At 66.3% G+C, this 25,657-nt stretch carries 21 protein-coding genes; 9 read left to right on the forward strand and 12 right to left on the reverse strand.

Features of this window, described 5'->3' with window-relative positions:
- The 3 genes from QO011_RS32650 to QO011_RS32660 all read left to right on the forward strand — a co-directional run.
- A partial coding sequence (locus QO011_RS32650; protein WP_307281939.1) for an RHS repeat-associated core domain-containing protein occupies window positions 1-1,918 on the forward strand: 1,918 nt, incomplete at its 5' end.
- Between the two features lie 17 nt (window positions 1,919-1,935).
- Window positions 1,936-2,280 carry a hypothetical protein gene (locus QO011_RS32655; protein WP_307281940.1) on the forward strand — a complete coding sequence of 115 codons (345 nt, stop codon included), beginning with the start codon at window positions 1,936-1,938 and terminating at the stop codon, window positions 2,278-2,280.
- 282 nt (window positions 2,281-2,562) lie between these two features.
- Complete coding sequence (locus QO011_RS32660) at window positions 2,563-3,105, forward strand: hypothetical protein (RefSeq protein ID WP_307281943.1); 543 nt, start codon at window positions 2,563-2,565, stop codon at window positions 3,103-3,105.
- Window positions 3,106-3,921: 816 nt separating this feature from the next.
- Here the strand turns inward: QO011_RS32660 and gspM are convergent.
- The 11 genes from gspM to QO011_RS32715 all read right to left on the reverse strand — a co-directional run bounded on the left by gspM (window position 3,922) and on the right by QO011_RS32715 (window position 13,808).
- Window positions 3,922-4,485: a type II secretion system protein GspM gene (gene gspM, locus QO011_RS32665; protein WP_307281946.1), complete on the reverse strand. Its 564-nt coding sequence runs from the start codon at window positions 4,483-4,485 to the stop codon at window positions 3,922-3,924.
- Window positions 4,482-5,483 carry a hypothetical protein gene (locus tag QO011_RS32670; protein WP_307281948.1) on the reverse strand — a complete coding sequence of 334 codons (1,002 nt, stop codon included), beginning with the start codon at window positions 5,481-5,483 and terminating at the stop codon, window positions 4,482-4,484. Before QO011_RS32670 ends, gspM begins: the two co-directional genes overlap by 4 nt.
- Complete coding sequence (locus tag QO011_RS32675) at window positions 5,480-6,091, reverse strand: prepilin-type N-terminal cleavage/methylation domain-containing protein (protein ID WP_307281950.1); 612 nt, start codon at window positions 6,089-6,091, stop codon at window positions 5,480-5,482. Before QO011_RS32675 ends, QO011_RS32670 begins: the two co-directional genes overlap by 4 nt.
- Window positions 6,088-6,438 (reverse strand): prepilin-type N-terminal cleavage/methylation domain-containing protein, encoded by a 351-nt coding sequence (locus QO011_RS32680; protein WP_307281951.1) that lies wholly within the window; start codon window positions 6,436-6,438, stop codon window positions 6,088-6,090. The genes QO011_RS32675 and QO011_RS32680 overlap by 4 nt, the downstream gene beginning before the upstream one ends.
- Window positions 6,428-6,895 (reverse strand): GspH/FimT family pseudopilin, encoded by a 468-nt coding sequence (locus QO011_RS32685; RefSeq protein WP_307281953.1) that lies wholly within the window; start codon window positions 6,893-6,895, stop codon window positions 6,428-6,430. Before QO011_RS32685 ends, QO011_RS32680 begins: the two co-directional genes overlap by 11 nt.
- A complete protein-coding gene (gspG, locus tag QO011_RS32690) occupies window positions 6,861-7,316 on the reverse strand; it encodes a type II secretion system major pseudopilin GspG (protein WP_307281956.1) in 456 nt (151 codons plus the stop codon). The genes QO011_RS32685 and gspG overlap by 35 nt, the downstream gene beginning before the upstream one ends.
- Before the next feature lie 14 nt (window positions 7,317-7,330).
- Window positions 7,331-8,536: a type II secretion system F family protein gene (locus tag QO011_RS32695; protein ID WP_307281958.1), complete on the reverse strand. Its 1,206-nt coding sequence runs from the start codon at window positions 8,534-8,536 to the stop codon at window positions 7,331-7,333.
- Window positions 8,533-10,215, reverse strand: a complete 1,683-nt coding sequence (locus QO011_RS32700) for a GspE/PulE family protein (protein ID WP_307281960.1) — start codon at window positions 10,213-10,215, stop codon at window positions 8,533-8,535. Before QO011_RS32700 ends, QO011_RS32695 begins: the two co-directional genes overlap by 4 nt.
- Entirely contained in the window at window positions 10,215-10,688 is a 474-nt protein-coding gene (locus tag QO011_RS32705) for a prepilin peptidase (RefSeq protein ID WP_307281962.1), read from the reverse strand. The genes QO011_RS32700 and QO011_RS32705 overlap by 1 nt, the downstream gene beginning before the upstream one ends.
- 68 nt (window positions 10,689-10,756) lie before the next feature.
- Complete coding sequence (gspD, locus tag QO011_RS32710) at window positions 10,757-12,835, reverse strand: type II secretion system secretin GspD (protein WP_307281965.1); 2,079 nt, start codon at window positions 12,833-12,835, stop codon at window positions 10,757-10,759.
- A 115-nt stretch (window positions 12,836-12,950) separates the two neighbouring features.
- On the reverse strand, window positions 12,951-13,808 hold the full coding sequence (locus QO011_RS32715; RefSeq protein WP_307281968.1) for a hypothetical protein: 858 nt from the start codon (window positions 13,806-13,808) through the stop codon (window positions 12,951-12,953).
- 269 nt (window positions 13,809-14,077) lie between these two features.
- Between QO011_RS32715 and QO011_RS32720 the strand changes: the two genes are divergently transcribed.
- The 6 genes from QO011_RS32720 to QO011_RS32745 all read left to right on the forward strand — a co-directional run bounded on the left by QO011_RS32720 (window position 14,078) and on the right by QO011_RS32745 (window position 24,011).
- The gene (locus QO011_RS32720) at window positions 14,078-18,769 is read left to right on the forward strand and encodes an FG-GAP-like repeat-containing protein (protein ID WP_307281971.1); all 4,692 of its coding nucleotides are present in this window, start codon (window positions 14,078-14,080) and stop codon (window positions 18,767-18,769) included.
- On the forward strand, window positions 18,715-20,430 hold the full coding sequence (locus tag QO011_RS32725) for an RHS repeat-associated core domain-containing protein (protein WP_307281974.1): 1,716 nt from the start codon (window positions 18,715-18,717) through the stop codon (window positions 20,428-20,430). Before QO011_RS32720 ends, QO011_RS32725 begins: the two co-directional genes overlap by 55 nt.
- Window positions 20,427-20,855: a hypothetical protein gene (locus QO011_RS32730; RefSeq protein WP_307281977.1), complete on the forward strand. Its 429-nt coding sequence runs from the start codon at window positions 20,427-20,429 to the stop codon at window positions 20,853-20,855. Before QO011_RS32725 ends, QO011_RS32730 begins: the two co-directional genes overlap by 4 nt.
- A gap of 57 nt (window positions 20,856-20,912) precedes the next feature.
- Complete coding sequence (locus QO011_RS32735; protein WP_307281979.1) at window positions 20,913-21,233, forward strand: hypothetical protein; 321 nt, start codon at window positions 20,913-20,915, stop codon at window positions 21,231-21,233.
- 21 nt (window positions 21,234-21,254) lie between these two features.
- Window positions 21,255-22,715, forward strand: coding sequence for an RHS repeat-associated core domain-containing protein (locus QO011_RS32740; RefSeq protein ID WP_307281982.1), 1,461 nt, complete (start codon window positions 21,255-21,257; stop codon window positions 22,713-22,715).
- Between the two features lie 1,008 nt (window positions 22,716-23,723).
- Window positions 23,724-24,011, forward strand: coding sequence for a hypothetical protein (locus QO011_RS32745; RefSeq protein WP_307281984.1), 288 nt, complete (start codon window positions 23,724-23,726; stop codon window positions 24,009-24,011).
- Window positions 24,012-24,125: 114 nt separating this feature from the next.
- Here the strand turns inward: QO011_RS32745 and QO011_RS32750 are convergent, their stop codons facing one another.
- The gene (locus QO011_RS32750) at window positions 24,126-25,655 is read right to left on the reverse strand and encodes an alkaline phosphatase family protein (RefSeq protein ID WP_307281987.1); all 1,530 of its coding nucleotides are present in this window, start codon (window positions 25,653-25,655) and stop codon (window positions 24,126-24,128) included.
- Window positions 25,656-25,657: the final 2 nt, after the last annotated feature.

A 25,657-nucleotide genomic window follows, 5' to 3' on the forward strand; every position in this document is an offset into this window, starting at 1 on the left:
CGCCAATGCCGGCGGCAACACCGTCCTCAGCACGGCGACCTATGACGCCGTGCGCGGCTGGCTCACCGGCCTGCGGCACGAGCAGTCCGGCGGCAGCGCCCTGCTGTCGCTGGGCTACACCCGCGCCCTGACCGGCCGCATCGACGCCGTCACCAGCAGCACCGCGACCGATGCCTGGACCTATACCTATGACCGGCTCGACCGGCTGACCCAGGCGACCAATGCCGGCGCCAGCGCCTACAACGAGGCCTATACGTACGACCTCGCCGGCAACCTCACCTCCAAGACCGGGGTGGGGACCTACACCTACGGGCCGAACGGCGGCGCCAGCCCCAATGCCGGGCCGCATGCCGTCTCCAGGATCGTCCTCGGCAGCACGACCTCCGACTTCCTCTATGACGCCAACGGCAACCTGACCAGCGGCAATGGCCGCACCTATGTCTGGGACGGCGAGAACCGGCCGGTCTCGATCACGGTCGGCAGCACGACCTCGACCTTCGTCTACGGGCCCGACGGAGGGCGGCTGAAGAAGATCACCAAGGCCGCGCCGCGCGGCTGCGCCGGCGCCGGGCCGACGGAGACGACGCTCTATGTCTTCGGCGACGAGCGCGTCACCTATGCCGGCTCGTCCTTCGCCTGCGTGCCGGCGGCGCCGACCTGGATCACCTATCCGACCTCGACCACCAAGCGCGAGGCGATCCCCGGCCAGGCGGTGCAGACCTATCTCCTGCTGAAGGACCATCTCGGCTCGGTCCGGGTGGTGGCGGATGCGGCGACCGGCGCCCTGGTCTCATCCTCGAGCTACGCGCCCTTCGGCTTCCAGCGCGTGGTCACGACCTCGACGGCGACGCGCGAGAGCCGAGCCTATATCGACCAGGTGCAGGACGAGACCGGGCTGCTCTACCTCAACGCCCGCTACTACGACCCGAAGGTCGCCCGCTTCGTCTCGCCCGACTGGTGGGACCCGACGCAGGATGGTGTCGGCACCAACCGCTATGCCTATGCGGCAAATGATCCCGTCAATATGAGTGACCCCAGCGGCCATGCTTCTGGATCGGGGAGTGTCGTCGGTCCGGGGAATACCAACTGGGGATGCGGCGCATGCGGAAGCGACCCGAACAGCACGTACGCTGGCAATAGCGGAGCTGGCAACAGAGGCAATGAAAGCGCGAACGCGGTCGGAAACTTCAGCGGTGGCGGAGGCGGAGGAGGAGGCGGAGCCTCGACGACCGTTGCTGCCTCACGTCGGCCGACAATCTGGGCTCAGATCGGATATACAGGAGATACTGAAACTGCGGCAGGGTTCGCACGCGCCGCGTCACTCGTGACTGCCGCCGGCTTGGACCGCCGTTGTGATTGTGGCACACGCTCGGCAAGTGCCTATGAGCAGGCAGGATACTTTGGCGAAACAACAACTGCGATGGGCTTACTGCTCGGCGAGGCGGCTAGGTCCGCCGCAGAAACTGCTGCCGTTGCCGGAGTTCAGGCAGTTTGGACCGGCAACGGCTACGCTCTCGTAAAAGATAGCTCGGCAGGTTATGAATTGCTGGGAACTTCGGATTGGCAATTTGCTCAATTGGCTCAACGTACGGTTTCCGAAGATGGTAGAGTTATTTACACAATATCTCCATCCGACATAGGGACGTTTTTCCGCGCGCAAACTAATCCAAATAGTGTTGGGTTCAGTTTGGGCAATCATCGTGGTGGAGCGTATTTGATGAAAGGCGCGACATATTACGGTGAAACGGTTTTTGGCGGAATATATACAAATGGATCTATGATTGTTTCATGGGGTGACAAGACATATGGTATTGTGACTGCGACGCAAGATACCACCATAGTGGCGACTCCATTACGGGGGCCAAGTGGAGAGCGATATAGTGGTGGATTTACCATTCATCAATATAACGGATACTGAAGAGGAATTTTAGAAAAATGATGCGCTACCGCTTATCGATCTGCGTAAGCTGTGCTGTCTACTCTGCGCTCTGCTATATGTTTGGAGGGTTGAGTGCTGGAGAGGTCGATGGTGGTGATGATCTTCCATTTCAGTCGACTGTGGAAATTGGGCGCGGTGAGGATTGTATCACTGGAGCTGGGATATTTACGTTCAGCGGAGATAAGATGACAATTGTTATTCCGAGAAATGTTGGACGTGAATATAATTCCTTTATGATCTTGAAGGCGCCCTTGTCGGATGGAAGTGGCCAAAGAATAACTCTTGTCGGCAAGACATGTTCAGTTGAAATGGTGATAAAATCTAAGAAGCTTAATGATTGATAGGATTTTCATTTTGCTGTATTGGCTGCCCATTAGTCTGGTGATGTTTGGGTGTCAATCTGAATGATTGAAATGTTGCTATGCAAGATATGACGTGTCTTGTCGCAAGCTCGCTGATAGCCTTGAGGCGCAAGTTAATTTACCTCTATCATGATGGACTGGAACGTTGTCACTCAATCGCGACGAAGAAAGGGGTAATACAATTGGTTTAACAGGATCAAGTCCGTTTACCGAAATTAAAATCAGACACGGTCTTGGAATTGGCTCGCGGCGGAGCGCCCAGTGAGCGGCAGGCGAGGCAAATCGACTCTAATTTCAGCAGTATTTATTTTACTGGTCGGTCCGTATTTTTCAATTTTTGGAAGCAATTGCACCTCGGCTAGTGAAATTCTCTATTCAGACATTGTGCTACTATCCTTGACTGACATGGAGGCGCAGCGTGCAGATGGCCGAATGCCATCTTCTTTTGGGCCGTTCTGGGACCTTGGCGCACAGGAGGCAATGGATGCCTTCACGGCGACGAAGGCTAAGATTTCTGAGAGTATACGAATCGGTAGCAAAGAGGCTTTCAACAATGACGATCTCAAGGAAATAATACATAACGAGAACTATGTCGTGCAAATGGTTAGAATGTACGAGAAAAACCAAAGGATCGTATATATCAATGGCATTTGCTCAGGCATCTGGAAAAATCAACCTGCGGAAATTGTCCAGAGAAGGCTTCTTGTTGTCTACGATCATCGCGGATGCTCATTTGATATTGAGTACGATCCGGTTGCCAGGAAAATTGTCGGTCATTCCGTATCAAATGAGTTGCAACCATGATGATTCGTTTGGTGCCGCGAACCAGAGGCTTTTTAAGAAGCTGCATGGATTGCGAGATTTCTGTGTGTACAAAACTGGTCGTCGCCTGACAGTTTCGCCCTCTGCCGGGTTGAGGCAGACTGCCTGTGGTAAGCTATCTGGCCTCGTTTGGTCTCTTTCTGCGATGTCTTGGGCAGGCACTGCCTGAAGACCTGAGCCGGGGTTCGGCCCGGTCATGCCGCGGCCCTGGTGAGGCCGCTGGCGATTGTAGTACCTGAGACAGATGTCGAGAACCGCCTGCATCGCTTGGCGAATGGCGAGCCGGCGAGGTTGGCTATTCCCCCGCGCACGCCCGCGTAGCGCAACGCTCCACAGGCTTCGGCGCGAACGGAATCTGCCAGGAGGTTTCGCCGCGCATGAGTACCACCGTATTTCGCCGTACTGCCGCAAGCGTCCACGGCCCGAGGTGAGCCCCCTCCGCGACGCGCTGCGTTGCCTCGCCCGGCCCTGACCTTAGGACCGCAAAGCTCTTCCCCCCAAGCGCTATCCCGACGAGCTCGACGGTCGGCGCTTCGACCGGCACGTCCTCTGCCGGCTGCTGACCCGTCTCTGCTTCTGGCAGCACAGCAGCATTGAATGGATCGCGCTGCGGCGCAGCCCGAGCCGTGGATTGGACTGCCGGGGCGGGAAGAGAGCTCGACGCGGCAGGGCCGGCCCTGCTCGTGACCGCCGGCAATCTCGGGTCCGTTGGCGCCGTCAGCCAGGTCTGCGCCAGCAGGGCCGCGAGGCCGCCGTTGGCCAGCACGAGAGCGAGGCGTCGGAGGGAAAGGGCGCCGATCATCTGGGCGACGTCCAGAAAGCCCGCAGCGTCGCCCGCATCGAGACCATGCCGTCCGGGCGGCGCTGGATCGTCAGCTTGTCGATGATCAGCATCGGCTTGTCCTGCTCCAGCGCCTGAAGCAGCCCGAACACGGCGGCCGACGAGGCCTCCCCCGTGGCCTCCAGGCGCAATGTCTTGGCGATGCCATCCGTCAACGGCAGCCGGCGCAGGCCCGTCATCTGCACCTGGTTCGAGGCGAAGATCCCGGCGACGATCTGCTCCAGGGTGGCGGTGGCCCGGTCGATGTCCGGCGCGGCGAGGTAGCCGAGGCTGTCCGGCGATCGCGTCCGAAGGCTCTTGGCCTCCGCCTCGAGCGGGGCCGGATTTTCGCGCCGGAGGGCGAGCCGGTCGAGGCGCTCGTGCAGGGCGGCGATCTCCTCGGCGTCGTCGATCCAGGCCGTGGCGACGCCGGCGGCGAGGGCGAGCGGCACGGCGACGAGAACGGCGAGGCCGAGCCAGGCTCCGATGCGGGCGGCCACGGACGGCTGCAGGGATGGAGCGTCCATGCTCTCGACCGTCATGGCCTGGCTCCCGCGCCGGCGATGATGCCCGTAAGCTCCGTCATCCCGCCCTTGTCCGAGACGGTGTAGCCGGTCTCGAACAGGGCGTTGCCCAGGTGCTGGGCCTGGCCCGCGAGATCCTGATCGGGCCGTGCGGCCAGGACGAGCGACAGGCGGCTTCCGTCCAATGAGAGGCTGTCCAGGCGGATCTCGGCCGGCAGCTGCGCGGCAATGCGGCCGAGCAGGTCGACGGCGCGTGTCGCCGCCCTGCGCTGGTCCGGCACGAAGGCGGCGAGCCGATGCCGGCGCTCGATCTCGAGGCGAAGCGCCTGGACCCGGCTCAACGCGTCGGTTTCCCCAGCGAGCGCGGCGCGAAGCCCGGCGCGCATGTCCTGGCGCTGCCAGGCGGTGACCATGGCGAGGCTTCCGGCGAGCGTCACGGCGAGCAGCAGGAGCAGGCCGTCGAGGCGCAGGCCGTCGCGGCGCCGGCTCGCCGCCGCGGGGTCGAGGTCGGCGACGAGGCCTTCGCCGAAGCGAATGCGAGCCGGGCGGACAGCCAGGGCCTCGGCCCGCTCGAGCCAGGGCGCGAGCGCCTGGCGCGTCGCCATGGCGACCTCGACCCGCGCCCGCCCCGGGCCGGCGGCGCCTCGCGGCGCCGCGGCGAACACCACCTCGTCGGGACGGAACGGCGTCGAAATCGGCATGTCGAGACGGACGACGGCGTCGAGATCGGCCAGGGCGCCGCGCGGCAGCTCCATCGAGCGGCGCAGGACGATGTCGTCCGGTGGAACCAGAACCACATCCTGCCTGGCCTTGCGCCCGAGGCGCCGGGCTTCGACGGGGTGGACGTCGCCATCCGCCGCGACCTGCCTGAGCTGTGGGGCAGGGGCGCAGACGAGCTCGACCCTGCGGCCCGATCCGAAGAGCGGGCGAAGCCAGGCGGGAGCGCCGGCACGCAGCGCCTCGTGCCAGAGGGCCAGGCCGTAGCGCAGCCGGAGGGAGAGGCCTGCCAGGGTCATGGCGCCTCCTGCCGGCATGCGCGCAGCCCGGGCTCGCGCAGGCAGCGGATCGACGTGGCGCGTTCGAGCGAGGCGACGTGCTGGTGCAATGGGCTTCCGCGCTGGCGCCAGGTCAACCGCAGGGCACTCGGCCGCGGGCTTCCGCCGGTCCAGGCCGTAGACCAGCGCCCGTCGACCGCGAGCTCGAAGCGCAGGAGGTCTGCGTCCGTCACAAGCACCTGGCTGTTGTCGCCGCCGGCCGGTGCGCCGGCGCCGCCCCGCCGCAAGGCCCGCAGCGCCAGCACTTGGCCTTGCTCCGCAGCCTTTGCGGCGAGCTCCAGGCGGACCGGGCCGGGAGCGGCGAGGGACAGCGGCGGCGTGGATGTCGAGATCGTCAGCACTCCGCCCTGGAGCCGCACCGCATCGACCTCCCGCCCGACCCCGCTCGCCACCTGGTCGAGCAGCATCCCCACCGACGCGGCGGCTCGCAGGTCCCGCTCGCTGCGCAGCTGGCGCTCGGACTGGGTGGTCAGGAAGGCGACGAGGCTGCCGGTCGCCATGACGACGAAGCTGGCGATCACCAGCGCGACGAGCGCTTCGACGAGCGTGAGGCCGCTGTCGCCGGTCATGGCCCGGCCTCGACCAGGCGCAGGGCGGTCAGGACGGGCGCGCCGGCGCCGGCCGGCTGCACGGCGTAGACCAGCAGCCGGCGCGACTCCGGACTGGGCGAGACCGTCAGGGTCCAGGCGGCGCCATCGGGCGCGGCGACCGGCCAGCGTCCGGGCGCGCGCGCCGCATCGAGGCCGGCCTGCGTGAGCAAGCCCTTGGCGGTGAGCAGCGTTTGCAAGCGGGCGGCGGCGGCCGCACGCCGGATCGCTGCACCGGCGACCATGTCGTAGAGCGCCGTCGCGGTCACGCCGAGGATGGCGAGCGCCACGATCGCCTCCAGCAAGCCGAAGCCCCGGTCACGGCTCACGGCGCACGCTCCCGTCCGCCCACGACACGCGCAGCCGCCGCATGCCGTGGCCCGGCCGCGACAGCGTCAGCATCGCGCCGGTGGACGAGCCGTCCGGCAGGAACAGGATCGACGGGGCGTCGCCCATGGCTGCCGTCTCGGCCAGGAGCTGCGTGTCCGGCGGCAGCGCGAGCCGCTTCGACAGCGCCGGGATGGCGAGGGTGCCCTGGGCGGCGTTCACGGAGAGCGTCACGGCCTTGCCCTGGCGCAGGGCTTCCACGCGCGCCTGGCCGGCGAGGCGCACGATGCGCCCGGCGCTGTCGTCGAGCGCACGGGCGTTGCGCCAGGTCAGCCATCCCGTCGCTCCGAGGGTGGCGGAGAGGCCGAGAATGGCGAGCACCACCAGAAGCTCGACCAGCGTCGCGCCGCGATCATGGCCGGGCTCATCGCCGGTCGTTCGAGGAGATGTCGCGGTCATCGCCGTCTCCTCCGGGCTTGCCGTCGGCGCCCAGGCTGACGATCTCGAAGGGCGCGTCGCCGGCCGGGCTGCGGTAGATCCAGGGGCGTGCCCAGGGGTCGGCCAGCGATGCGCGCTTGCGCAGATAGGGGCCGCGCCAGGTCGTGAGCTGCGCCGGCTGGTCGACCAGCGCCGCCAGGCCTTCCTCGGGGGTGGGCGGGCGTCCGATGTCGATGCGGAAGAGGTCGATGGCGGAGGACAGGTCCTCGATCTGCAGGCGGGCGGTGTCGGCCCGGGCCCGGCCGAGATAGTTCACGACCTGGATGCCGCCGATGGTGGCGATCAGGCCGAGGATGACGAGGACGACCAGAAGCTCGATCAGCGTCAGCCCGGCGTCCGGCGCGAGACCGCGCCCGGCGCTGGTGCCGCGAGACATCGGCATGGGGAGGAGCGGTATCATTGGAAGGCGACCTCGTTGAGGCTGGTGACCGCGGTGAGGACCATGTAGGCGAGCCCGCCGACGACCGCGCCGGCGAAGACGGTGATGGCCGGGGTGAGCAACGCGCCGAAGCGCTCGATCCTGGCGCGCACGCGGGCGGCATGCAGCGCCCCGCCGTGGCGCATGACGTCGGCCAGGCGCCCCGTGCGCAGGCCGACGCCGATCATGGCCAGGAGATCGGTGGGCAGGGCCCTGGCCTGGGCCAGCGCTTCCGTCAGCGGCGTGCCGCGCGCCGCCTGCGTCAGCGCCGCGTCGATCGCGCTGCGCATCGCCCGGTTGCCGATGGCGGCCGCTGCCAGGGGAAGGGCCTGCGTCGGCACGACCCCGCACTCGATCATCAGCGCGCCGGCCGAGGCGAAGCGAGCGCTCTCCCGCGAGCGCAGCAGCGACCCGAAGAAGGGCAGGCGCAGCATGGCCGTGTCGATCACGCGGCGGCCGCTCTCCTCCCGCGCCATGACGATGAGGGCGGCGATGGCGAGCACCACCAGCCCTCCGGCGAGGGGAGCGGCGAAGCGGATCCAGTCGGCGGCCGAGAGCAGCGCCGCCACCCGGGCGGGCGGCTTGCCACCGGCCCCTTCGAACAGGGCGGCGAGATTGGGCGCCACCACCAGCACGATGACGGCCAGGGCGGCGATGGTGGTGACCAGCAGCACGGCGGGATAGAGCAGGGCGGTCGCCAGGCCCTCCTCGGTGGCGCGGCGCTGGGCCATGTCGTCGGCGAGGCGCTCCAGCACCCGCGGCAGCGCGCCGGCCGCCTCGCCGGCTTCGACCAGCGCCAGCGCCTCGCGCGCCAGAAACCCACCCTCGGCCAGCGCGCGATGGAAGGCCTGGCCGTCGCGCACCGCGCGCCGCAGGCGGGTGATGGCGTCGGTGACGGCGCGCCGCCGCCCGCTCTCCAAGGAGACGGAGAGGGCTTCGTCCACCGTCAATCCGGCGGAGAGCAAGGTCGACCATTCCCGGACGAGCGCGACGCTCTCGTCAGGCCGCAGGCGCCGGCGGATCCCCGGGCGCGGCCTGGCGGAGATCTTCGCGGCGACGATCTCGATCGGCACCAGCCCGCTGGCGGCAACCAGCCGCGTCGCCTCGATCTCCTCGGCGGCTTCGAGCTGGCCGGTGACGGTGCGCCCGTCCGGCGCGACGGCGCGATAGCGGAAGGCGGTCACGACGAGGCCTCCGCGGCGACGTTGTCGCCGAGGACCCGCTCGATCTCGGCGAGAGAGGTCTCGCCGGTCTCGATGCGCGCGAAGCCGTCCCGGGCCAGCGGCCGATAGTCCGGGATGAGAGCCGCGAGGCCGCGCTCGTCGGCGCCGCGGGCGATCGCCTCCGCCAGGCGCGGCGTGCAGGCGGCGAACTCGCCGATCGAGACGCGTCCCCGGTAGCCGGTCTGTTCGCAGGCCGGACAGCCCACAGCGTCATGGACCGCCTCGCAGCGCAGGCCTGCCGGCAGGGCCAGCTCCTCGGCCGCGCGGGGGCGCCGGCAGGCCGGGCACAGGCGACGGACCAGGCGCTGCGCCATGGTGGCGCGCAGGGTGGAGGCGACGAGCCAGGGTTCGATGCCCATGTCGATCAGGCGGGGAATGGCGGCGAGCGCCGAATTGGTGTGGACGGTCGCCAGCACGAGATGGCCGGTGAGGGCGGCCCGCAATGCGATGGAGGCGGTCTCCGCGTCGCGGATCTCGCCGATCATCACCACGTCGGGGTCGTGGCGCAGGACCGAGCGCAGCGCCACCGCGAAATCGAAGCCGATGCGCCGGTCGACCTGGACCTGGGCCGCGCCTTCGAGCGCGTGCTCGACGGGATCCTCGACCGTGACGATGTTGCGGTCCGGCCGGGCGAGGCGCTGCAGCGTCGCGTAGAGCGTGGTGGTCTTGCCCGACCCGGTCGGGCCCGTCACCAGCACCAGGCCGTTCGGCGCGGCGATGATCCGCTCCAGCCCGGCCACGACGTGCCCGGGCAGCCCGAGCGACGACAGGTCGGGCGTCGCCCGGGCCCGGTGCAGCACGCGCAGGACCACGCCTTCGCCGTGCAGCTGGGCGATGGTCGCAAGGCGCAGGTCGATTTCGACGCCGCGATGCGGCAGGCGCACGCGGCCGTCCTGCGGCAGGCGCGTCTCGGCGATGTCGAGGCCGGCCATCACCTTGAGGCGCGAGGTCACGGCCAGGGCCAGCTCCTTCGGCCAGCCCGGCAGGTCGCGCAGCACGCCGTCGACGCGCACGCGCACGCGGGCCCCGGTGACGGTCGGCAGGATGTGGATGTCGGAGGCGCCGAGCTCCACCGCGCGGTCGACCAGCATCTCGACGGCGCGCACCGCCGGCGCGTCGCTGGCGAGGTCGCGCAGCCGGTCGATATCGCTGGCGAGGCCCTTGCCCTCCGATGCGGCGCCGGGCTCCGCCGTCGCGATCAGGCTCAGGCGGGCCTGGAGCTCCGCCGGGCGGGCGAGACAGGGGCTGACCGTGAGCCCCGTCTTGGCGGCGCAGGCCGACAGCGAGAACTGGTCGAGCGGATCGAGGATGGCGAGGTGGAGGACACCGTCCTCGACGCCGAGGGGCAGCAGCCCGGCGCGCGCGAGGAAACGGGCGGGCAGATCGGGCACGCTCACCGGCTCCGCCGGCCAGGCCGTCAATACCGGCAGCCCCGAGGTCGCCGCCCAACCCGAGACGAAGGCGTCGTCGGAGACGAGGCCGAGCTTGTTGAGGGCGCGGTCGAGCCGCTCGCCGCTGGCCTCCGCCGCCCGCTTGCCGCGTTCGAGGGCATCGTGGGTCAGCGCTCCCGAGTCCAGCCAATGGTCCACCAGGCGCTGCAGGGGCGGGGACTCCGCGGCCGTCTCGGCGAGGGCGGCCATCACAGCCACTCCACCGCCTGCGCCACGGCGACCGACATGGTCGCCATGGCGATATGCGGCCCGAAAGCGACGGCGCCGTCGGGTATCGCGCCATCCGCGCGCGGCCGCTGCGACGGCGCCCAAATCTTCCCCGCCGCGGCAAAGGCCAGCGCCGACAGCGAGGCGAGGAGCACCATCGGCCCGACGCCGGCGACGCCGATCCAGGCGCCGCAGCCGGCGGCGAGCTTGACGTCGCCGAAGCCGAGGCCATCCGCGCCGCGCAGCCTTCGGAAGGCGGCGGCGACGCCGGCGAGAAGCCCGGTGGCGAGCAGGATGCCGAAGACGCGGCTGTCCGGATCGGCGGGGCCGGCGACGGCCGCGACCAGCAGGAGAGGCAGTGTCAGCGCGTCGGGCAGCCGGAAGGTCGAGAAGTCGGCCAGCGCCAGCGCAGCCAGGAGGCCGGCGAACACGATCGGTGCGAGCAGCGCCGTCATGGTCCGGCGGCCTCGGCGACTTGGCTCCGAACTGCCGGACTGCTCCTCGCCATGGCCGCGCTCCCCGCTCAGTTTCGCCTGAGCGCCCGGTCGGCGCCCGCCATGCCGGCGCGCACCGCCCGCGTCACGGCGGCGACATCCGTGCCGCTTCCCATCACGGTCGGCCGCAGGATGATCAGGAGCTCGCTGCGGTTCTTGATGGCGCTGGCGCTCGACTTGAAGGCGTTGCCGAGGAGCGGGATGTCCTTGAGCAGGGGAATGCCGCTGTCGCCCTTCTCCCGCCGCGTGCCGATCAGGCCGCCCAGCACGATCTCGGCGCCCGAGCCGACGGCGACGGTCGAGTCGATCTTGCGCTGGCGGATCGTCGGTGAGTCGATGTCGGAGGTGGTGGTGGCGACGACGTCGCTGACCTCCTGCGAGATGTCGAGCTGCACGAGGCCGCTGGCGTTCACGCGGGGGGTGACCGACAGGATCACGCCGGTGTCCTTGAGCTCGATGTCGTTGACGACAGGCGCATCCGGATTGGTGACGCTGCGCGAGGAGCGCGTGGCGATCGGCACCTGGTCGCCGACCTTGAGCGTGGCGGTCTGGTTGTCGAGCACGGTGAGAGCGGGCGAGGACACGACCTCGACGTCGGTGACCTGCTCCAGGGCGCTCAGCACCACCCTGGCCGAGGGCACGCTGAACACGTAGCTCCCGCCGGGATAGGTCGGGGTCACGGCGCCGGTGCCGAGATCCGACAGGTTGAAGCTGTGGTTGCCGGTCTCGAAGTACCAGCGCACGCCGTGGCGCAGGGTGTCGTTGAGCTGCACCTCGGCGATGGTCGCCTCGATCAGCACCTGCGTCGGCTGGACGTCGAGCCGCGAGATCGCCGCGGCGATGGTACGCCATTGCTCCGGCGTCGCGGTCACGACCAGGGAATTGGTGGCGACGTCCGCCTGGATGGCGATGCGCGTCTCGGCGCGCTGGACGGATTCGGCGCCGGCATCGCGGAACGCCGCCTCCATCAGGGCCTGCTGGTTCATCGGCTGCCCGGAGGCCGGCGCCGCTGCGGCCGGCGCATCGCCGCCGCCGCCCGTGCGCTGCACCTGGAAGGCCGGCGAGATCGCCGAGCCCTCCGCCGCGCCCTGGCCGTCCTTCTTGCCGGCGGCGAACATGGCCCGCAGCACGCCGGCAAGATCGGCGGCGCGCCGGTTCTGCACGGGGTAGACGAACATGCGCCCGGTGCTCTTGGTCTCGCGGTCGAGGCGCGCCACCCATTGGCGGGCCTGCTGGATCTGGCCGGGGGTGTTGGCGATGACGAGCAGGGCGTTCATGCGGGCGACCGGGATCACCTGCACGTTCCGCCCTGAGGCCGCGAACACCTGGGCGAGGTCCTTGGCCACGGCGACGGCGCCGGCCTCGCGCAGCGGCAGCAAGGCGAAGGACTGGCCGCGCATGCGGTCGACATCGAGGCTGGCGACGAGGTCGAGCAGCGGCTCGACGTCCTGCGGCGCGCCGGAGAGGACGAGGGAGCGGCCGCCGGGCAGGGCGGTGACGGCGACCGTGCCGTTGGAGAAGGCCTGGAGGGCTGCGCGCACCTCTTCGCCGTCGGCGTTGCGCAGGGTGACGATCCGTGCTGCGCCGGCCGGCCGGGATGGGCCGCCGGCACGCGTGGCGATGCGCCAGACCTTGCCCTCGCGGCTGAGGCTGGCGCCGTTCATCTCAAGCATCTGGCGGGCGATCTCGACCGCCGCCGAGCGATCGACCGGCTGGCCCGTGCGCACCGTGACCTTGCCCGTGACGTTCGGGTCGATCACCACGGGCTCGTGCAGGATCTCGTCGAACACGGCGCGCACGAAGTCCTGCACGTCGGCGTTGACGAAATCGAGCGTCATCGTCTCGCCGCCGGGCTCGATGCCGATCGGCCTGGACCCCGGCGCACGGACGGCGGCGGGCGAGCCGTATTCGACATAGCCGGCGACCGGCGCGCTCACGTTGCCGCCGAGCGAGGCCGGCCGGACCTCCGCGGGCTTGCCCGACGTGCCGAAGAAGCCGGAGTCGCCGAGAATGCGCGTGCCGGGCCTGGCCGAATCCAGGGCGCCTTCCGTCTGGGCGCACCCACACAGAACCGCGCTCGCCACCAGCGCCGAGAAGATACGCCGCATCGAAACCTCAACCCGCCCGGCGCAACTTTAAGGTGACTTCGCGACAGGCGCTTGAATTGGAATCGCTCGTCCACAGCAAATCGGCCCGCTGGCCGGGGGCGCCCGGCAGCGGCGCCTACTCGTCGGTCGGCGGCAGATCGAGCATCCGCTCGATCCGGGCGCTGCGGCCGGCCGAATCGAGGGTGACAAGGGCGCTGCGTCGGGAGCGGATGCCGTTGGGCAGGCTCGCCTGCGCGTCGATCGTGTAGAGCGGCCGCTGCTGCGAGATCATGGCGCCGAGGCCGGCGGCGAGGTCGGCGGTGAGCAGGCCGTTCTCCACGCTCTGCGCCATCGCCGCGTCCAGGCCCGGATACAGGGCGAGGATCGCCCCGCGCACCAGCGGCGTCGCCGCCAGCGGATCGACGCCGCCCTGGTTCGCGACGAGCGTCAGGTGGTCGTCGAGAATGTGCGCCGTATCGCCAAGGCGCAGGGCGGGTGGAAACAGCGCGATCAGGCTCTCAGGGACGGCGCCGCCTTGCCGCAGGCGATCGATCCGGCCGAGGATCTCGTCGGCGAGCGCGGCATCAGAGATGGTGGCACGCACCACCAGGCCGAGCAATTGCCGGTTGCCGACCAGCACGTCGACCTTGCCGCTCTCGGCCCGCACGCGCAGGCGCAGATCGGCCGAGCCGAAGGTCCAGCGCGCGCCCGGCGCATAGGGGGATAAGCCCCGGCGGAGGGAATCCTCCTGATCGGCGAGGGCTGCGAGGACGCGCTGCAGTCCCGCATCGGCGGCGTTGCGCGCCTGCAGGAGGGAGGCCTCGACGGACAAGGTCTGGGCATCGGACGTCGCACGGCCGGTGATCCAGACCGCGAGGGCCGACAGGGCGACGATGGCGACCAGCACCGCGAACAGGACGAAGCCGCTCTCACCACCGGACACGCGGCCGGTGTCCGGAGCATGCTCCTCCTGATCATGACTTTTGCTCGTCATTTTCACCATGCATAAGATTGACGTAACGGCAGAGATTCGCCAGCGCAGCCGACGCTCTTTGCAAAATTTCGCTGCGCCGCGCCATTCTCTCAATTTTCACTTGCATTCTTCAACGAGATCGCCCTAATTCGGCCATAATTCGCGCAGGGGGCTGCGCGTGTTGGCACAGGGGCTGGGCATGATCTGGGACCGGGGCGGTCGCGGAACGGGGACGTTTGCCGTCTCGATCGAGGCGCAAGCGGCGTGTCGGGGGGCGGCCCGGCAGGCGGATGAGCGTCGCCTGCGCGGCATTGCTGGCCGCTTTGGCGGTCGGAGCGCAAGGCAATTGGGGTGTCGGTGGCGCGCTCGCGCAGGAGCCGGTTGCCGGCGGGCCGCAGGTGCCCGTATCCGATCCGGTCCAAACCTCGGAATCCTCGCCCGCGCAGAGTCCGGATCCTTCTCCGTCGGCCGAGATGGACGTCTCGACCGACGAGGCCGCGACGAAAGAAGGGGGCCCCGAGGCGTCGGAGGATCCCGCCCAATCGGATCCCGTCGTGGCTGCAGCGGCCCCGCCGCCCGAGGATGATCCGAACAGCCAGACGAGCCAGTTGAGCGGGATCTCCAGCAAGGACGAGCCGCCGGCCTCGAGCGGCTCCTTCACCCAAGCCGTGCCGATCGTCCTGCCGGCATTCCACGGCCTGGAGCCGAAGCTGAAGCTCGTCTACGATTCGCTCGCAGGCGCCCGAGCGGGTGGATATTGGGCCGGCTTCACCGGCGTCGGCTTCCGCCTGGGCGGGCTCTCGGAGATCACCCGCACGAACCGCGGTGGCGGAGCGCCGCGCTTCAGCATGAACGACGTCTATGCCCTCGACGGCGAAGAGTTCGTGGCGTGCGGCGGCACGGCCGGGGCCGCCAGCGATGCCTGCGGCGCTCCGGACGCGGGCGTCAGCTATTACGTCACCCGGGTCGAGAGCTTCCTGCGCGTCAAGTTCAGCGGCAATCTGTGGAGCATTACGCAGCGCGACGGCACCGTGGCCACCTACAAGCCGGTGTCGACCTGGGGGAGTCTCGACCCTCATCCCGACCTTCAGAAGCTGGGAACCTCGACACGCTGGCTGTTGGCGAGCCTCAAGGACACCAACGACAACGTCGTCATCTACGACTATACATGCCCCAAGGTGCCGGTTTGCTGGCCGGCAACGATCAAGTACAACGGCATCACGATCACCTTCTATCACGAGCAGGCGCCTGCCGGAGCGCGGATGACGCTTGCGACGGGCGCTGCACCGCCTGTCGATATCGACCAGACGGTGGTCGCGCCGAGGGTTCTGGCGACGCTCGATCGTCGGCTGACGGCGATCGACATCCAATCCGGCGACAGCCAGGCCGGGGCCTCCCGGATCCGGGCCTATGACCTCGCCTACGACCAGAGCGCTGCAACAGGATATTCGCGCCTGATCGCCGTCAAGCTCTACGGCAAGGATGCGAGCATCGACACTGCAGGCCATGTCAGCGGTCCGACAGCGCTCCCGGCGACGACCTTCGGCTATCAAGGGGCAAGCTTCTACCAGGGAACGCCGGCACAACTGGCCACGTCGACGAGGACGTCGCCCATCACGTTGAAGCAGCGCTTGCTGGGCGATGCGAACAGCGATCAGCTGCCGGACGCTTATGAATTCGACACGAGTGCGCCGCCGCCGCCGCGGAACGAGTGCGTCTACATCGGGTCGAGATACAAGCTCGAGCTCAACAGCGTGGCTGTGCAGCCGACGCCGGACCTGGGGCGCTGCTACATACCGAGTTCCGAGTGGACGATGTTTCTCGCCGACATGGACGGCGACGGCCGCAACGACATTCTGGCCTACGATCTCCCAAAGCCGCCGCACGGTCGCGGCATGGCGAGTGTTTTTCTGAACAATCCCGACCTCAAGCTGGGGAGAAGTGCAACGGTTGTTGACCTCGTTCCCGAGAGCGATCGGGCCGTCGGCGTCAAGATCATCGGCGCTCTGGAGGTCAATGGCGACGGCAACCAGGACATCATGCGTTCGGACGGCAGGTTCTATGGCCTGGCGAAGGATGGAACGCCGATCAGGTTCCCGTTTGTCTCGCCGGTCACGGTGACGGGGCGTCAATCGCTGCTCGACATCAACGGCGATGGTCTCACCGATCTGGCAGAGGTCGGGTTGGTGGTCATCGATTCTGGTCCGATATTCGGAGGAGAGACCAAAATCCAGGTCAACTTCGCCCTGTCGACCGGGTCGGGTTTCACGAGTCAGCAGGTCGTCTATTTTCCCGGTAAGGTTCTTCTCAAGGAGGATATCTGTAAAGGTATCAAATATGGCCAGGCGAATATCCGGCCCGCCGACGTCAACGGCGACGGGAAAATGGATTTCGTGTTGCTGGAGCAGGATACGGCCACGACTGTCAATGTCGGCGTCCTGCTCTCGACCGGTTCCGGATTCGTCCATCAGATCTGGGCGCAGCACGTGCCTGCCCACTACGGTCTCGACCAAGGGGCCCAATGCGGCTCGTCTCTGGTCGTCGGCGATATCGACGGCGACGGCCGCACCGATGTCGTGGTGAACAACACCTGGGGCAGCTCGACGCTGCTTCGTTCCACCGGCGAAGGCTTCGAAGCAACCGGCTTGAACTTTGCCGCCTACGCGCTGATGGACCTCGACGGCGATGGGCGCGACGACATCCTGCCGAACGGCGATGACAAGTGGCGGCCCGCCGGAACATTCGTCTCGGTGACGCGTCCTTTTCCGGATCTGATGACGTCCGTGCGCGGCCCGCTCGGCGGCACGTTGACGGTCGCCTACCAACCCTCGTCCGGCGTCGTGCACGGCCCGATGCCCGGCGTGCTGCAGCAGATCAAGAGCCTGACCCGCAACGACGGGAGAGGCGGCGTCGGTGTCACGACCTATTCCTTCGCGGGCGGTCAGTACTCGGCGGCCGAGCGGCGTTTCTTCGGCTATCGCACCGCCACCGTGGATCTGCCCTTTAACGCGGGCGAGGCCGTCTGTCCGCGCAAGATCTACACCTGCCGCCAGGACGCCGCATCGGCCGGCAAGCTGGAGACGCTGGAGGAGACCACCACCGAGGGTGCGCCCATCTTGCGGCGGCAATTGGAGACCTGGAGCGTCAAGACCACGGCCGGCCTTCAGCCGAGCTGGCCGCCGGCGTCGGGCACCGTGCCGGCACTGACGCTGCCCTACACCGCATACAACGCCGCTTCCGAAAGCCAGGCCATCTTCTCGGAGAAGGTTACGACCGGCGGCGGTGGTGGTTCGGGCAGCGGCGGTGTGATCGGCGGCCCGCCTCAGACGACCTGGAACGTGATCGCGACACGGCGCAGCAGGGTCGAGCGGGCTTATGGCCAATTCGGCAACATGGTCGGGCTGATAGAACACGGGGACGCGGACCAGCTTGGGGACGAGCGCTATACGCTGACCGAGTTCAAGCCGAATGCGGTCGACTACATCGTCTCGGCGCCGAAGCGGATCCGCACCTATGCCGGGACCACGAGCGCCGGCACGCTGCTGGCGGACCAGGTGATCTACTACGATGGCAGCACGAATCTGGAGGCCGTGCCCACCAAGGGCAATGTCACCCAGACGGGCCGCCGCTCGCAGGCGTCCGCCAACTGGTACCTCGCCAAGACCGAATATGACAGCTACGGCAACAAGACGGCTGTCATTGACGAGCTCGGCAACCGAACGGAGACGGACTACGACGCGACCTATCACCTGCTGCCGGTCGAGGTGCGCAACGCCAAGTATGCGACCGACCCCAAGCAGAAGGTCGTCACGACCTACGATTTGGCGTGCCGGAAGCCGCTGACCGTCACCGATATGAACGGGGAGGTGACGGCGTTCACCTATGACGCGCTGTGCCGGTTGACCGAGAAGAAGCCGCCGCTGAACGCATTCGAGCGTTACACCTATTACAGCGTCGGCAACCCGGCGACACAATACGTGGACCTGCGCAAGCCTGGCCCGACCGGGACGGCGACGATCTACACCAAGACCTACCTCGATGGCTTCGGCCGCATCTGGAAGGTGCTGGCACAGGGGCCGGACACGGCCCGTGTGATCACGACGCTGACCGATTACACGGCGCGGGGCAACGTGGCGCGCACCAGCCGGCCATTCTATTCCGGCGAGAAGGCGCAATACACGACGGCGGCTTACGACGCGCTGGACCGGCCGGTGAGCGCGACCAACCCCGACGGCAGTGCGTCAAGCACGACATACGGCTATTCGAGCCTGTCAGCGCTCTCCGGCTTCCTGACGGTGACGGCGACGGACGAACTCGGGCGGCGCAGCATCGTGCACACCGACGCCTTCGGGCGGACGGTGCGCCAGACGCGGTTCCTGGGCACGAGCGAGGTGAACCGGTCGATGGTCTACGACGCGATGGGCCGGCTGACGCAGCTGACCGACCCGGCGGGCAACCAGTGGATCAACACGTTCGACAACATGGGGCGGCGCACCCAGGTGCAGGATCCGGACCTGGGCACCTGGACCTATGCCTATGACGGGGCGAGCAATCTGACCCGTCAGACCGACGCCAAGGGCCAGCAGGTAGCGTTCCTGTACGATCCGCTCAACCGCGTGCGCAGCAAGATCGCGCACGCCGAGCTGCCGGCGAACGATCCGGGGCGGGACACCACCACCTACGCCTACGACGAGGGGCGGACCGGCTTCTTCAACGTCGGCAAGATGACAACCAGCACCAACGCGGCGGCGACGCTGACGGCGGACTACGACGTGCTGGGACGGGAAGTGAAGAAGACGCTTGTCGTCGACGGACAGACCTATGTGACGACGACCGTCTACGACACTGGCTCGCGGGTGACCGCGCGGAGCCTGCCGGACGGCAGTAGCGTGGGGCCGATCACCTATGACCCGGCCGGCTGGTGTCGGTGCCCGGTCTCGTCACCGGCACGACCTATGACGCAGCCGGCCAGCCCCTGGTGACGAGCTATGCCAGCGGGGTGGTGTCGACGGCGACCTACGACCCGACCCGCGGCTGGCTGAGCACGTTGGTGCACCAGCAGGGGAGCGGCGGCACGGCGCTCTTGTCGTTGAGCTACACGCGGGCCTTGACCGGCCGGATCGAGGCGGTGACGGACCAGCTGAACGCCTCGTCCGCCGACAACTGGACCTACACCTATGACGACCTCGACCAGCTGAAGCGGGCGGCGAACGCCGGCAACAGTGGCTACAACGAGGCCTATGCCTACGACCTCGCCGGCAACTTGCTCTCCAAGACCGGGGTGGGGAGCTACACCTACCCTGCGCAGGGCCCGGCGGCGGTGCGCCCGCACGCGGTCACAGCGGCGGGCAGCTTCACCTTCACCTACGACGACAACGGCAACATGCTGGCGGGTGCGAACCGCACCTATGTCTGGGACGGCGAGAACCGGCCCATCTCGATCACGGTCGGCACCAGCACCTCCACCTTCGTGTACGGACCGGATGGAGTGCGACTGAAGAAGATCGCCAAAGCCGCGCCGCGCGGCTGCGCCGGTGCGGGCCCAACGGAGACGACGCTCTATGTCTTCGGCGACGAGCGCGTCACCTACACCGGCTCGTCCTTCGCCTGCGTGCCGACGACGCCGACCTGGATCACCTATCCCACGCCCGAAACCAAGCGGGAGGCCGTGCCGGGACAGGCTACGCAAACCTACACGCTGCTCAAGGATCACCTCGGCTCACAGCGTGTCGTCGCCGATGCCAGCGGCACCCTCGCCAGCTCGTCGAGCTACGGCCCATTCGGGTTCCAGCGGGCCGGGCAGACCTCGACGACGACGCGGGAGGCGAAAGCCTTCATCGGTGAGCGACAGGACGAAACGGGCCTGCTCTACCTCAACGCCCGCTACTACGACCCGAAGATTGCGAGGTTCGTCTCCCCGGACTGGTGGGATCCGGCCAAGGAAGGCGTCGGGACCAACCGATACACCTACGCCGGCAACAATCCTGTCAATGTCGCGGATCCGAGTGGGCATATCATACCAGTCCTCGCCGTCGGCTGCGTGGCAAGCGGCGCATGTGAGGCCATCGCGGGGGCCGTCTATGTCGGGTCGGTCTTTGTTGCGGCTTATGCGCTCGATCGCCTTGGGTTGAATCCGTTTTCCATGACCGCCGTGGAGCCGACGGTGTACAAGCCGTCGCCTGCTCCCGACGTCAGCAAGGATCTGAGCGGGCCGCCGCCATCGGTTGCAACGAATGATTGGTCAACGGCGTTTGCCAATCCCGGGCGGGCGGCTGTAGATCAGGGCTGCGCGGGAATGTGCACAGAGCAGCTTACAGCCCGGTCTGACGATGCGATTACGAAGCTCGATGATCGCGCGTTTGCAGACTACAATCAAGCGCGGAACGCTGCCCTGAAATGGCTCGAGGATCGGGGGGAATTTAAGGCTGAACAGCCGACGTTGGGGAAGTTTGGTGACAACGCTGGTAAGCCCATTGGAATGCGATCGGCAGATGGGAAGTCCGGTTTTCGAGTCGAATTCGATGAGCGACACGGTGCTCACATCAACGTGTGGTCCGGGAAGCAAAAAGATACTTTCACCTTTGAAGATAATCAGTCGATGATCAATCAGATTGTTAAGCAATTTTTTAAGGATTTACTATGAGCAATTATGAAGAAGATTTGCGGCAGCAGTTTAAAGACGAATTTGATGCAGGTCATGTGCGGGAAGTTGGTGAGTCGATCGATGTTTTCAGTGGACTGGCAAAACTTTATCCGACAATGGGAAGTAAAATCGATTGGAATCGCGTTCCAAGAGCAGTTGAAAGGGTTGAGGGCGATATTTCCTTGCAGGCGATGCGATTTGTAACATTTTTTGACGAAATGTGCTCGCGATTTGAGTTATCGGGGCCTGTGCTCTACGTCGGCGATAGCGCGACAGAATTTGCGTTGGAAGGGGCTATGGATGCTATGCGACGCATATTGGGAGCGTTGATCGAGATCCCTCAGCATCATTACTTCATCGGCCCGAATTACTTGTGGTGCATATCCATGACGATGGAGGGCGATATGGCATTTGGGTTCCGGTAACACTCCTCTTGATTTCGACGGAGTCGCACAATAGCTGACGCCGCCTGCCAATCGTTGGTGACGAGCTATGCCAGCGGTGTGGTGTCGACGGCGAGCTACGACCCGGCGCGCGGCTGGCTGAGCACGCTGGTGCACCAGCAGGGGAGCGGCGGCACGGCGCTGCTGTCGCTGAGCTACACCCGGGCGCTGACGGGCCGGATCGAGGCGGTGACGGACCAGCTGAACGCCTCGTCCGCCGACACCTGGACCTACACCTATGACGACCTCGACCAGCTGAAGCGGGCGGCGAACGCCGGCAACAGTGGCTACAACGAGGCCTATACCTACGACATCGCCGGCAACTTGCTCTCCAAGACCGGGGTGGGGAGCTACACCTAGCCGGCGCAGGGCCCGGCGGCGGTGCGCCCGCACGCGGTGACAGCGGCGGGCAGCTTCACCTTCACCTACGACGACAACGGCAACATGCTGGCGGGTGCGAACCGCACTTATGTTTGGGACGGCGAGAATCGGCCGATCTCGATCACGGTCGGCAGCACCACTTCGACCTTCGTCTACGGGCCGGACGGGACGCGGCTGAAGAAGATCACCAAGGCCGCACCGCGCGGCTGCGCCGGCGCCGGGCCGACGGAGACGACGCTCTATGTCTTCGGCGACGAGCGCGTCACCTATACCGGCTCGTCCTTCGCCTGCGTGCCGACGACGCCGACCTGGATCACCTATCCCACGCCCGAGACCAAGCGGGAGGCCGTGCCGGGACAGGCTACGCAAACCTACACGCTGCTCAAGGATCACCTCGGCTCACAGCGTGTCGTCGCCGATGTCAGCGGCACGCTCGCCACCTCGTCGAGCTACGGCCCGTTCGGGTTCCAGCGGGCCGGGCAGACCTCGGCGGCGACGCGCGAGGCGAAGGCGTATATCGGCGAGCGGCAGGACGAGACGGGCCTGCTCTACCTCAACGCCCGCTACTACGATCCGAAGATCGGGAGATTTGTGTCTCCGGACTGGTGGGACCCGGCCAAGGAGGGAGTGGGTACTGACCGTTACGGCTATGCTGCCAACAATCCCGTGAATGTCACGGATCCGAGTGGGCACGACTACTTCGGGTCATTCGGAGGGTTGTTTGGAGGATTTTACGGTAACCTTGATTTCGCACAGTTCCAGAACGGGAACTCGATGTCTCTGGTGGATACGGGGATAAGATTCCCGTCCGAGGGGCAGCTTCCGAAAACAGATCTTGACTATCTGAGCGATTATATTTCGAGGGGTAACTACGGGTTATCAAGAATTCCCGGCGACATTGCGAAATGGGGGGCGGAGTTTGTCGATTCGCCATGGCCGACATTTGTAAACACCGCTGCCAGCGTCGGCATACCGGAATTTGAAGGCATTGCGTCTGCCGCGAGCATGTTTCGTCTGGCGAGCGGGGGAGCGCGGCTTGCCGCAGAAAGTGGGCCCATTAATCTGATGGGGAGGAGCGACGGGTTTCTCGTAAACGCTTCCCGTCGGGCGAATATCGACCCTGCTGGCATGTTGGATGTTGTCGCTCACGGCGGCGCCAATGCAATCGAGATCGGTGGACGCTTGGTCGATCATCGGATTGCGGCGAGAATTATTCAAAATGATCTGCAGTTTGTTGGCCAAGATGTTCGATTGCTGTCGTGTAATACGGGTGCATGCTTGGGCGGATTTGCTCAGAATCTCTCGAATAAACTGGGAGTAAATGTGGTGGCTCCAAACAATTACCTCTGGGCTTATCCCAATGGCGGTTTGGTGGTAATGGGTGGACGAACCGTAGGCGGTCGCTTAGTACCGGTGCCATCTCAGCCTGGGCAATGGGTCCGTTTCACTCCCGGAAATTGATCGGAGTTTAACCTATGAGAGCGGATGATAGGTGGTTCGGATTCTGGCGGGTTGATGCGAATAATGATACGCGTCTACCAACGCTAAGCTCTTGGATTGATCCTACATGGGGGCCAGGCGACAAAGAGAAGCTACTGTCCTACATCAATAACTCTCCAGTAGTTATTGCCTCGAGTGCCGTTAGATCTCCTTGTATTATCTGTGGAATGGCTCTCAGTTCTTCGGATTTCCAGAGCGATGGCACATGGTTATGGCCGGCGGATTTGAGGCACTACATGTCAACTCATCATGTCAGAATCCCAGATTCTTTAGCAAATCATATCCGACAGCGCGGATATGATCCTCCGAAGGAAGTTGAAACTGAACTAGACAACCTGCCGTGGCCTTAAGATTACAGAGAACGCAGGGGCAGTTTACCTTCCTTGCTTCTCCGTGGGCTGGGGTAGGACTCCGGGGGAGGATGGGGAACGGTTTACTTGATTCCGGTTGCGGTCACGACGCTGCGCCGGAGATCGTGTTTGGGCGCCAATAAAGGAGTGCCAGATTGATTGTGTGCGGAGTTACGGCGAGTGATTGGAACAGAGGGGCAGTTTACTTGATTCCGGCTGCGGTCACCGCGCTGCGCCGGAGATCGTAGCTTCGAACTGGCTGATCGTTCAGGGAAAGGTCACGAGCGACGGCGAGAGTCTTGTCGAGATGACCGTGCCCAACATCGTGCTCCAGCAACTCGAGACGCGAGGCCTGATCCGCGGTGGCGTCGTTCCTAGTGCTTCTGGCCTCCATAACCAGACGATATTCCTACCGGGGCACTCGACGCTCTCAACGGCAGCGCGGCGTTTCGAGTTATCCCTCCGAATTTCTAGGACGTGGGTTATGAGCGAAAAGGGAAATACACCAGCCAACGAGTTCGGCCGGAACTTGGCTGCTGCTTCGTATCCGAGGGTGGAGGAAGTTCCTGGGACACCACAGGCGTTTCGGAGAAAGTGGGTCTTGCGGCTAAGGGTTAGCGTGCCCTTCGACGACGCCTTGAATGCTGCCGCAAGGTCTTTTGAGCTGAATGCTCGGCGAGAGATTGCTGAAGCGTTGGGATTAACTGATGATGTCGAGTTGCAACTGCCAGCGGTATCAGCTATTCGCCTGAGCGATCACCATGCCGTATTTGAAATCGATTGCCCACATGTATCGGTTGGGATGGGCGACGCCGCCGAAATTGCAACTTTGAGCATATTGAGAGGGGCAGACGAGCGGTGGTGTTTGGAAGATCTTCAGGAAATTCCAAAACATTACTGGTTCTGAATGATCTGATTCATCAGTTACCTTGAACGCAGGAACAGTTTACTTGATGCCGGCTGCGATCGCGGGTTTCCCGCCACACCCGGCATTGAGCCACTTATCCCCGGCGTGAGCCGCTCAGGCCGCAGGGCTGCGCGCGTCGACGACGCCGCGCGCGGTCAGCTCGAGGCCCGTCAACCGCCGGTCGAGATGGCGTGCCCGCCAGGCGAGCATGCGTTCGGCCATCTCCAGGCGCACGCCGGCGAGCGCGGGATTGGCCGACCGGTCGACGCATTCGCCGGGATCCTCGGCAAGGTCAAACAACAGCGGCGGCAGGCCGGCGCAATGCACGTATTTGAAGCGGTCGTCGCGGATCACCGCCAGGTTCAAGGCGTCCAGCGGCAGGCCGAAGCGCGCCTGCGTCCGGCCGGTGGCGACCTCGCGGAAGTCGTATTCCCAGTGGACCTCCTGGCGCGGGTCGGCCGGCTCGCCGCCGTCGAGATAGGGCAGCAGCGAGCGCCCGTCGAGATGGCCGGGCGCCGCGACGCCGGCGAGATCCGCCAGGGTCGGCATGAGGTCGATCGATTCGGTGAAGCGTCCGACCCGCGCCGGCGGCTTGCCCGGCGCGCGGATGATCAGCGGCACGTGGCAGGACGGATCGAAGAAGCCGAATTTGCCGAACGTCCAATGGTCGCCCATCATCTCGCCGTGGTCGGCGGTGAGCACCAGCACGGTGGTCTCCCAGGCGCCGGCCGCCTTCAGCCCGGCGACGAGGCGGCCGATCTGGCGGTCGACCTCGGAGATCATGCCCCAATAGATCGCGCGCACGGTGCGGAAGTCGGCGTCCGGCCAGTTTGCCACCCGCCCACTGCCGGCGCCGGGGACGAAGTGGCCGCCGGCGTAGCTCTCGTGCCAATGGGCGACGAGCGGGTGCAGCGCCGCGTCCTCCGCCGGGGTGCGGCCGCGGGCGAAGGGCAGGGGATCGGCGGGATCATAGAGCGTGTTGAACGGCGCGGGCACGACGAAGGGCGGGTGCGGGCGCAGGAAGGAGAGATGCGCGAACCACGGCGTGTCCGCCGCCTGCTCCGACAGCCAGCGCAGGAACTCGCCGGTGAGGAAGGCGGTCTCGGTCTCGTCCTGGCCGTAGCGGGCCGGCGCGGTGGTGGGCTGCGCCGACGGCTCGCCGGCCGGCAGGTAGATGTCCCAGCGATCCCTAGGGATGGCATGGCCGCGCCCGGCCAGCCAGGAGAGCCAGGGGCCGTTGTGCTCGGGCAGGCGCAGGCGGGTGGTGAAGCCGGGCAGGACCCCCTCATAGGTGGTGAGCCAGGGGTCGCCGGGCGCGGTGGTTCTGGGATCGATGGCCTGGTCGGTATAGCCGAACAAGGTGGGGTCGTAGCCGGCCCGCCGCATCATCCAGGCGATGTTGTCGTGGCGGGCGTCGAGCGGCGTGCCGTTGCGCACCACCCGGTTGGTCATCTGGTAGAGGCCGGTATAGAGGCAGGCGCGTGCCGGGCTGCAGGGCGTGGCCTGGGCGTAGTGGCGCAGGAAGCAGGCGCCTTCGCGCGCCAGCGCGTCGACATGCGGCGTGCGGACCACGGGATGGCCGGCAATGCCGAGGGCGTCGCCGCGCCATTGGTCGGCGGTGATGAACAGGATGTTGGGGCGCACGG

This window comes from Labrys wisconsinensis (genome assembly GCF_030814995.1).
Classification (GTDB): Bacteria; Pseudomonadota; Alphaproteobacteria; order Rhizobiales; family Labraceae; genus Labrys; species Labrys wisconsinensis.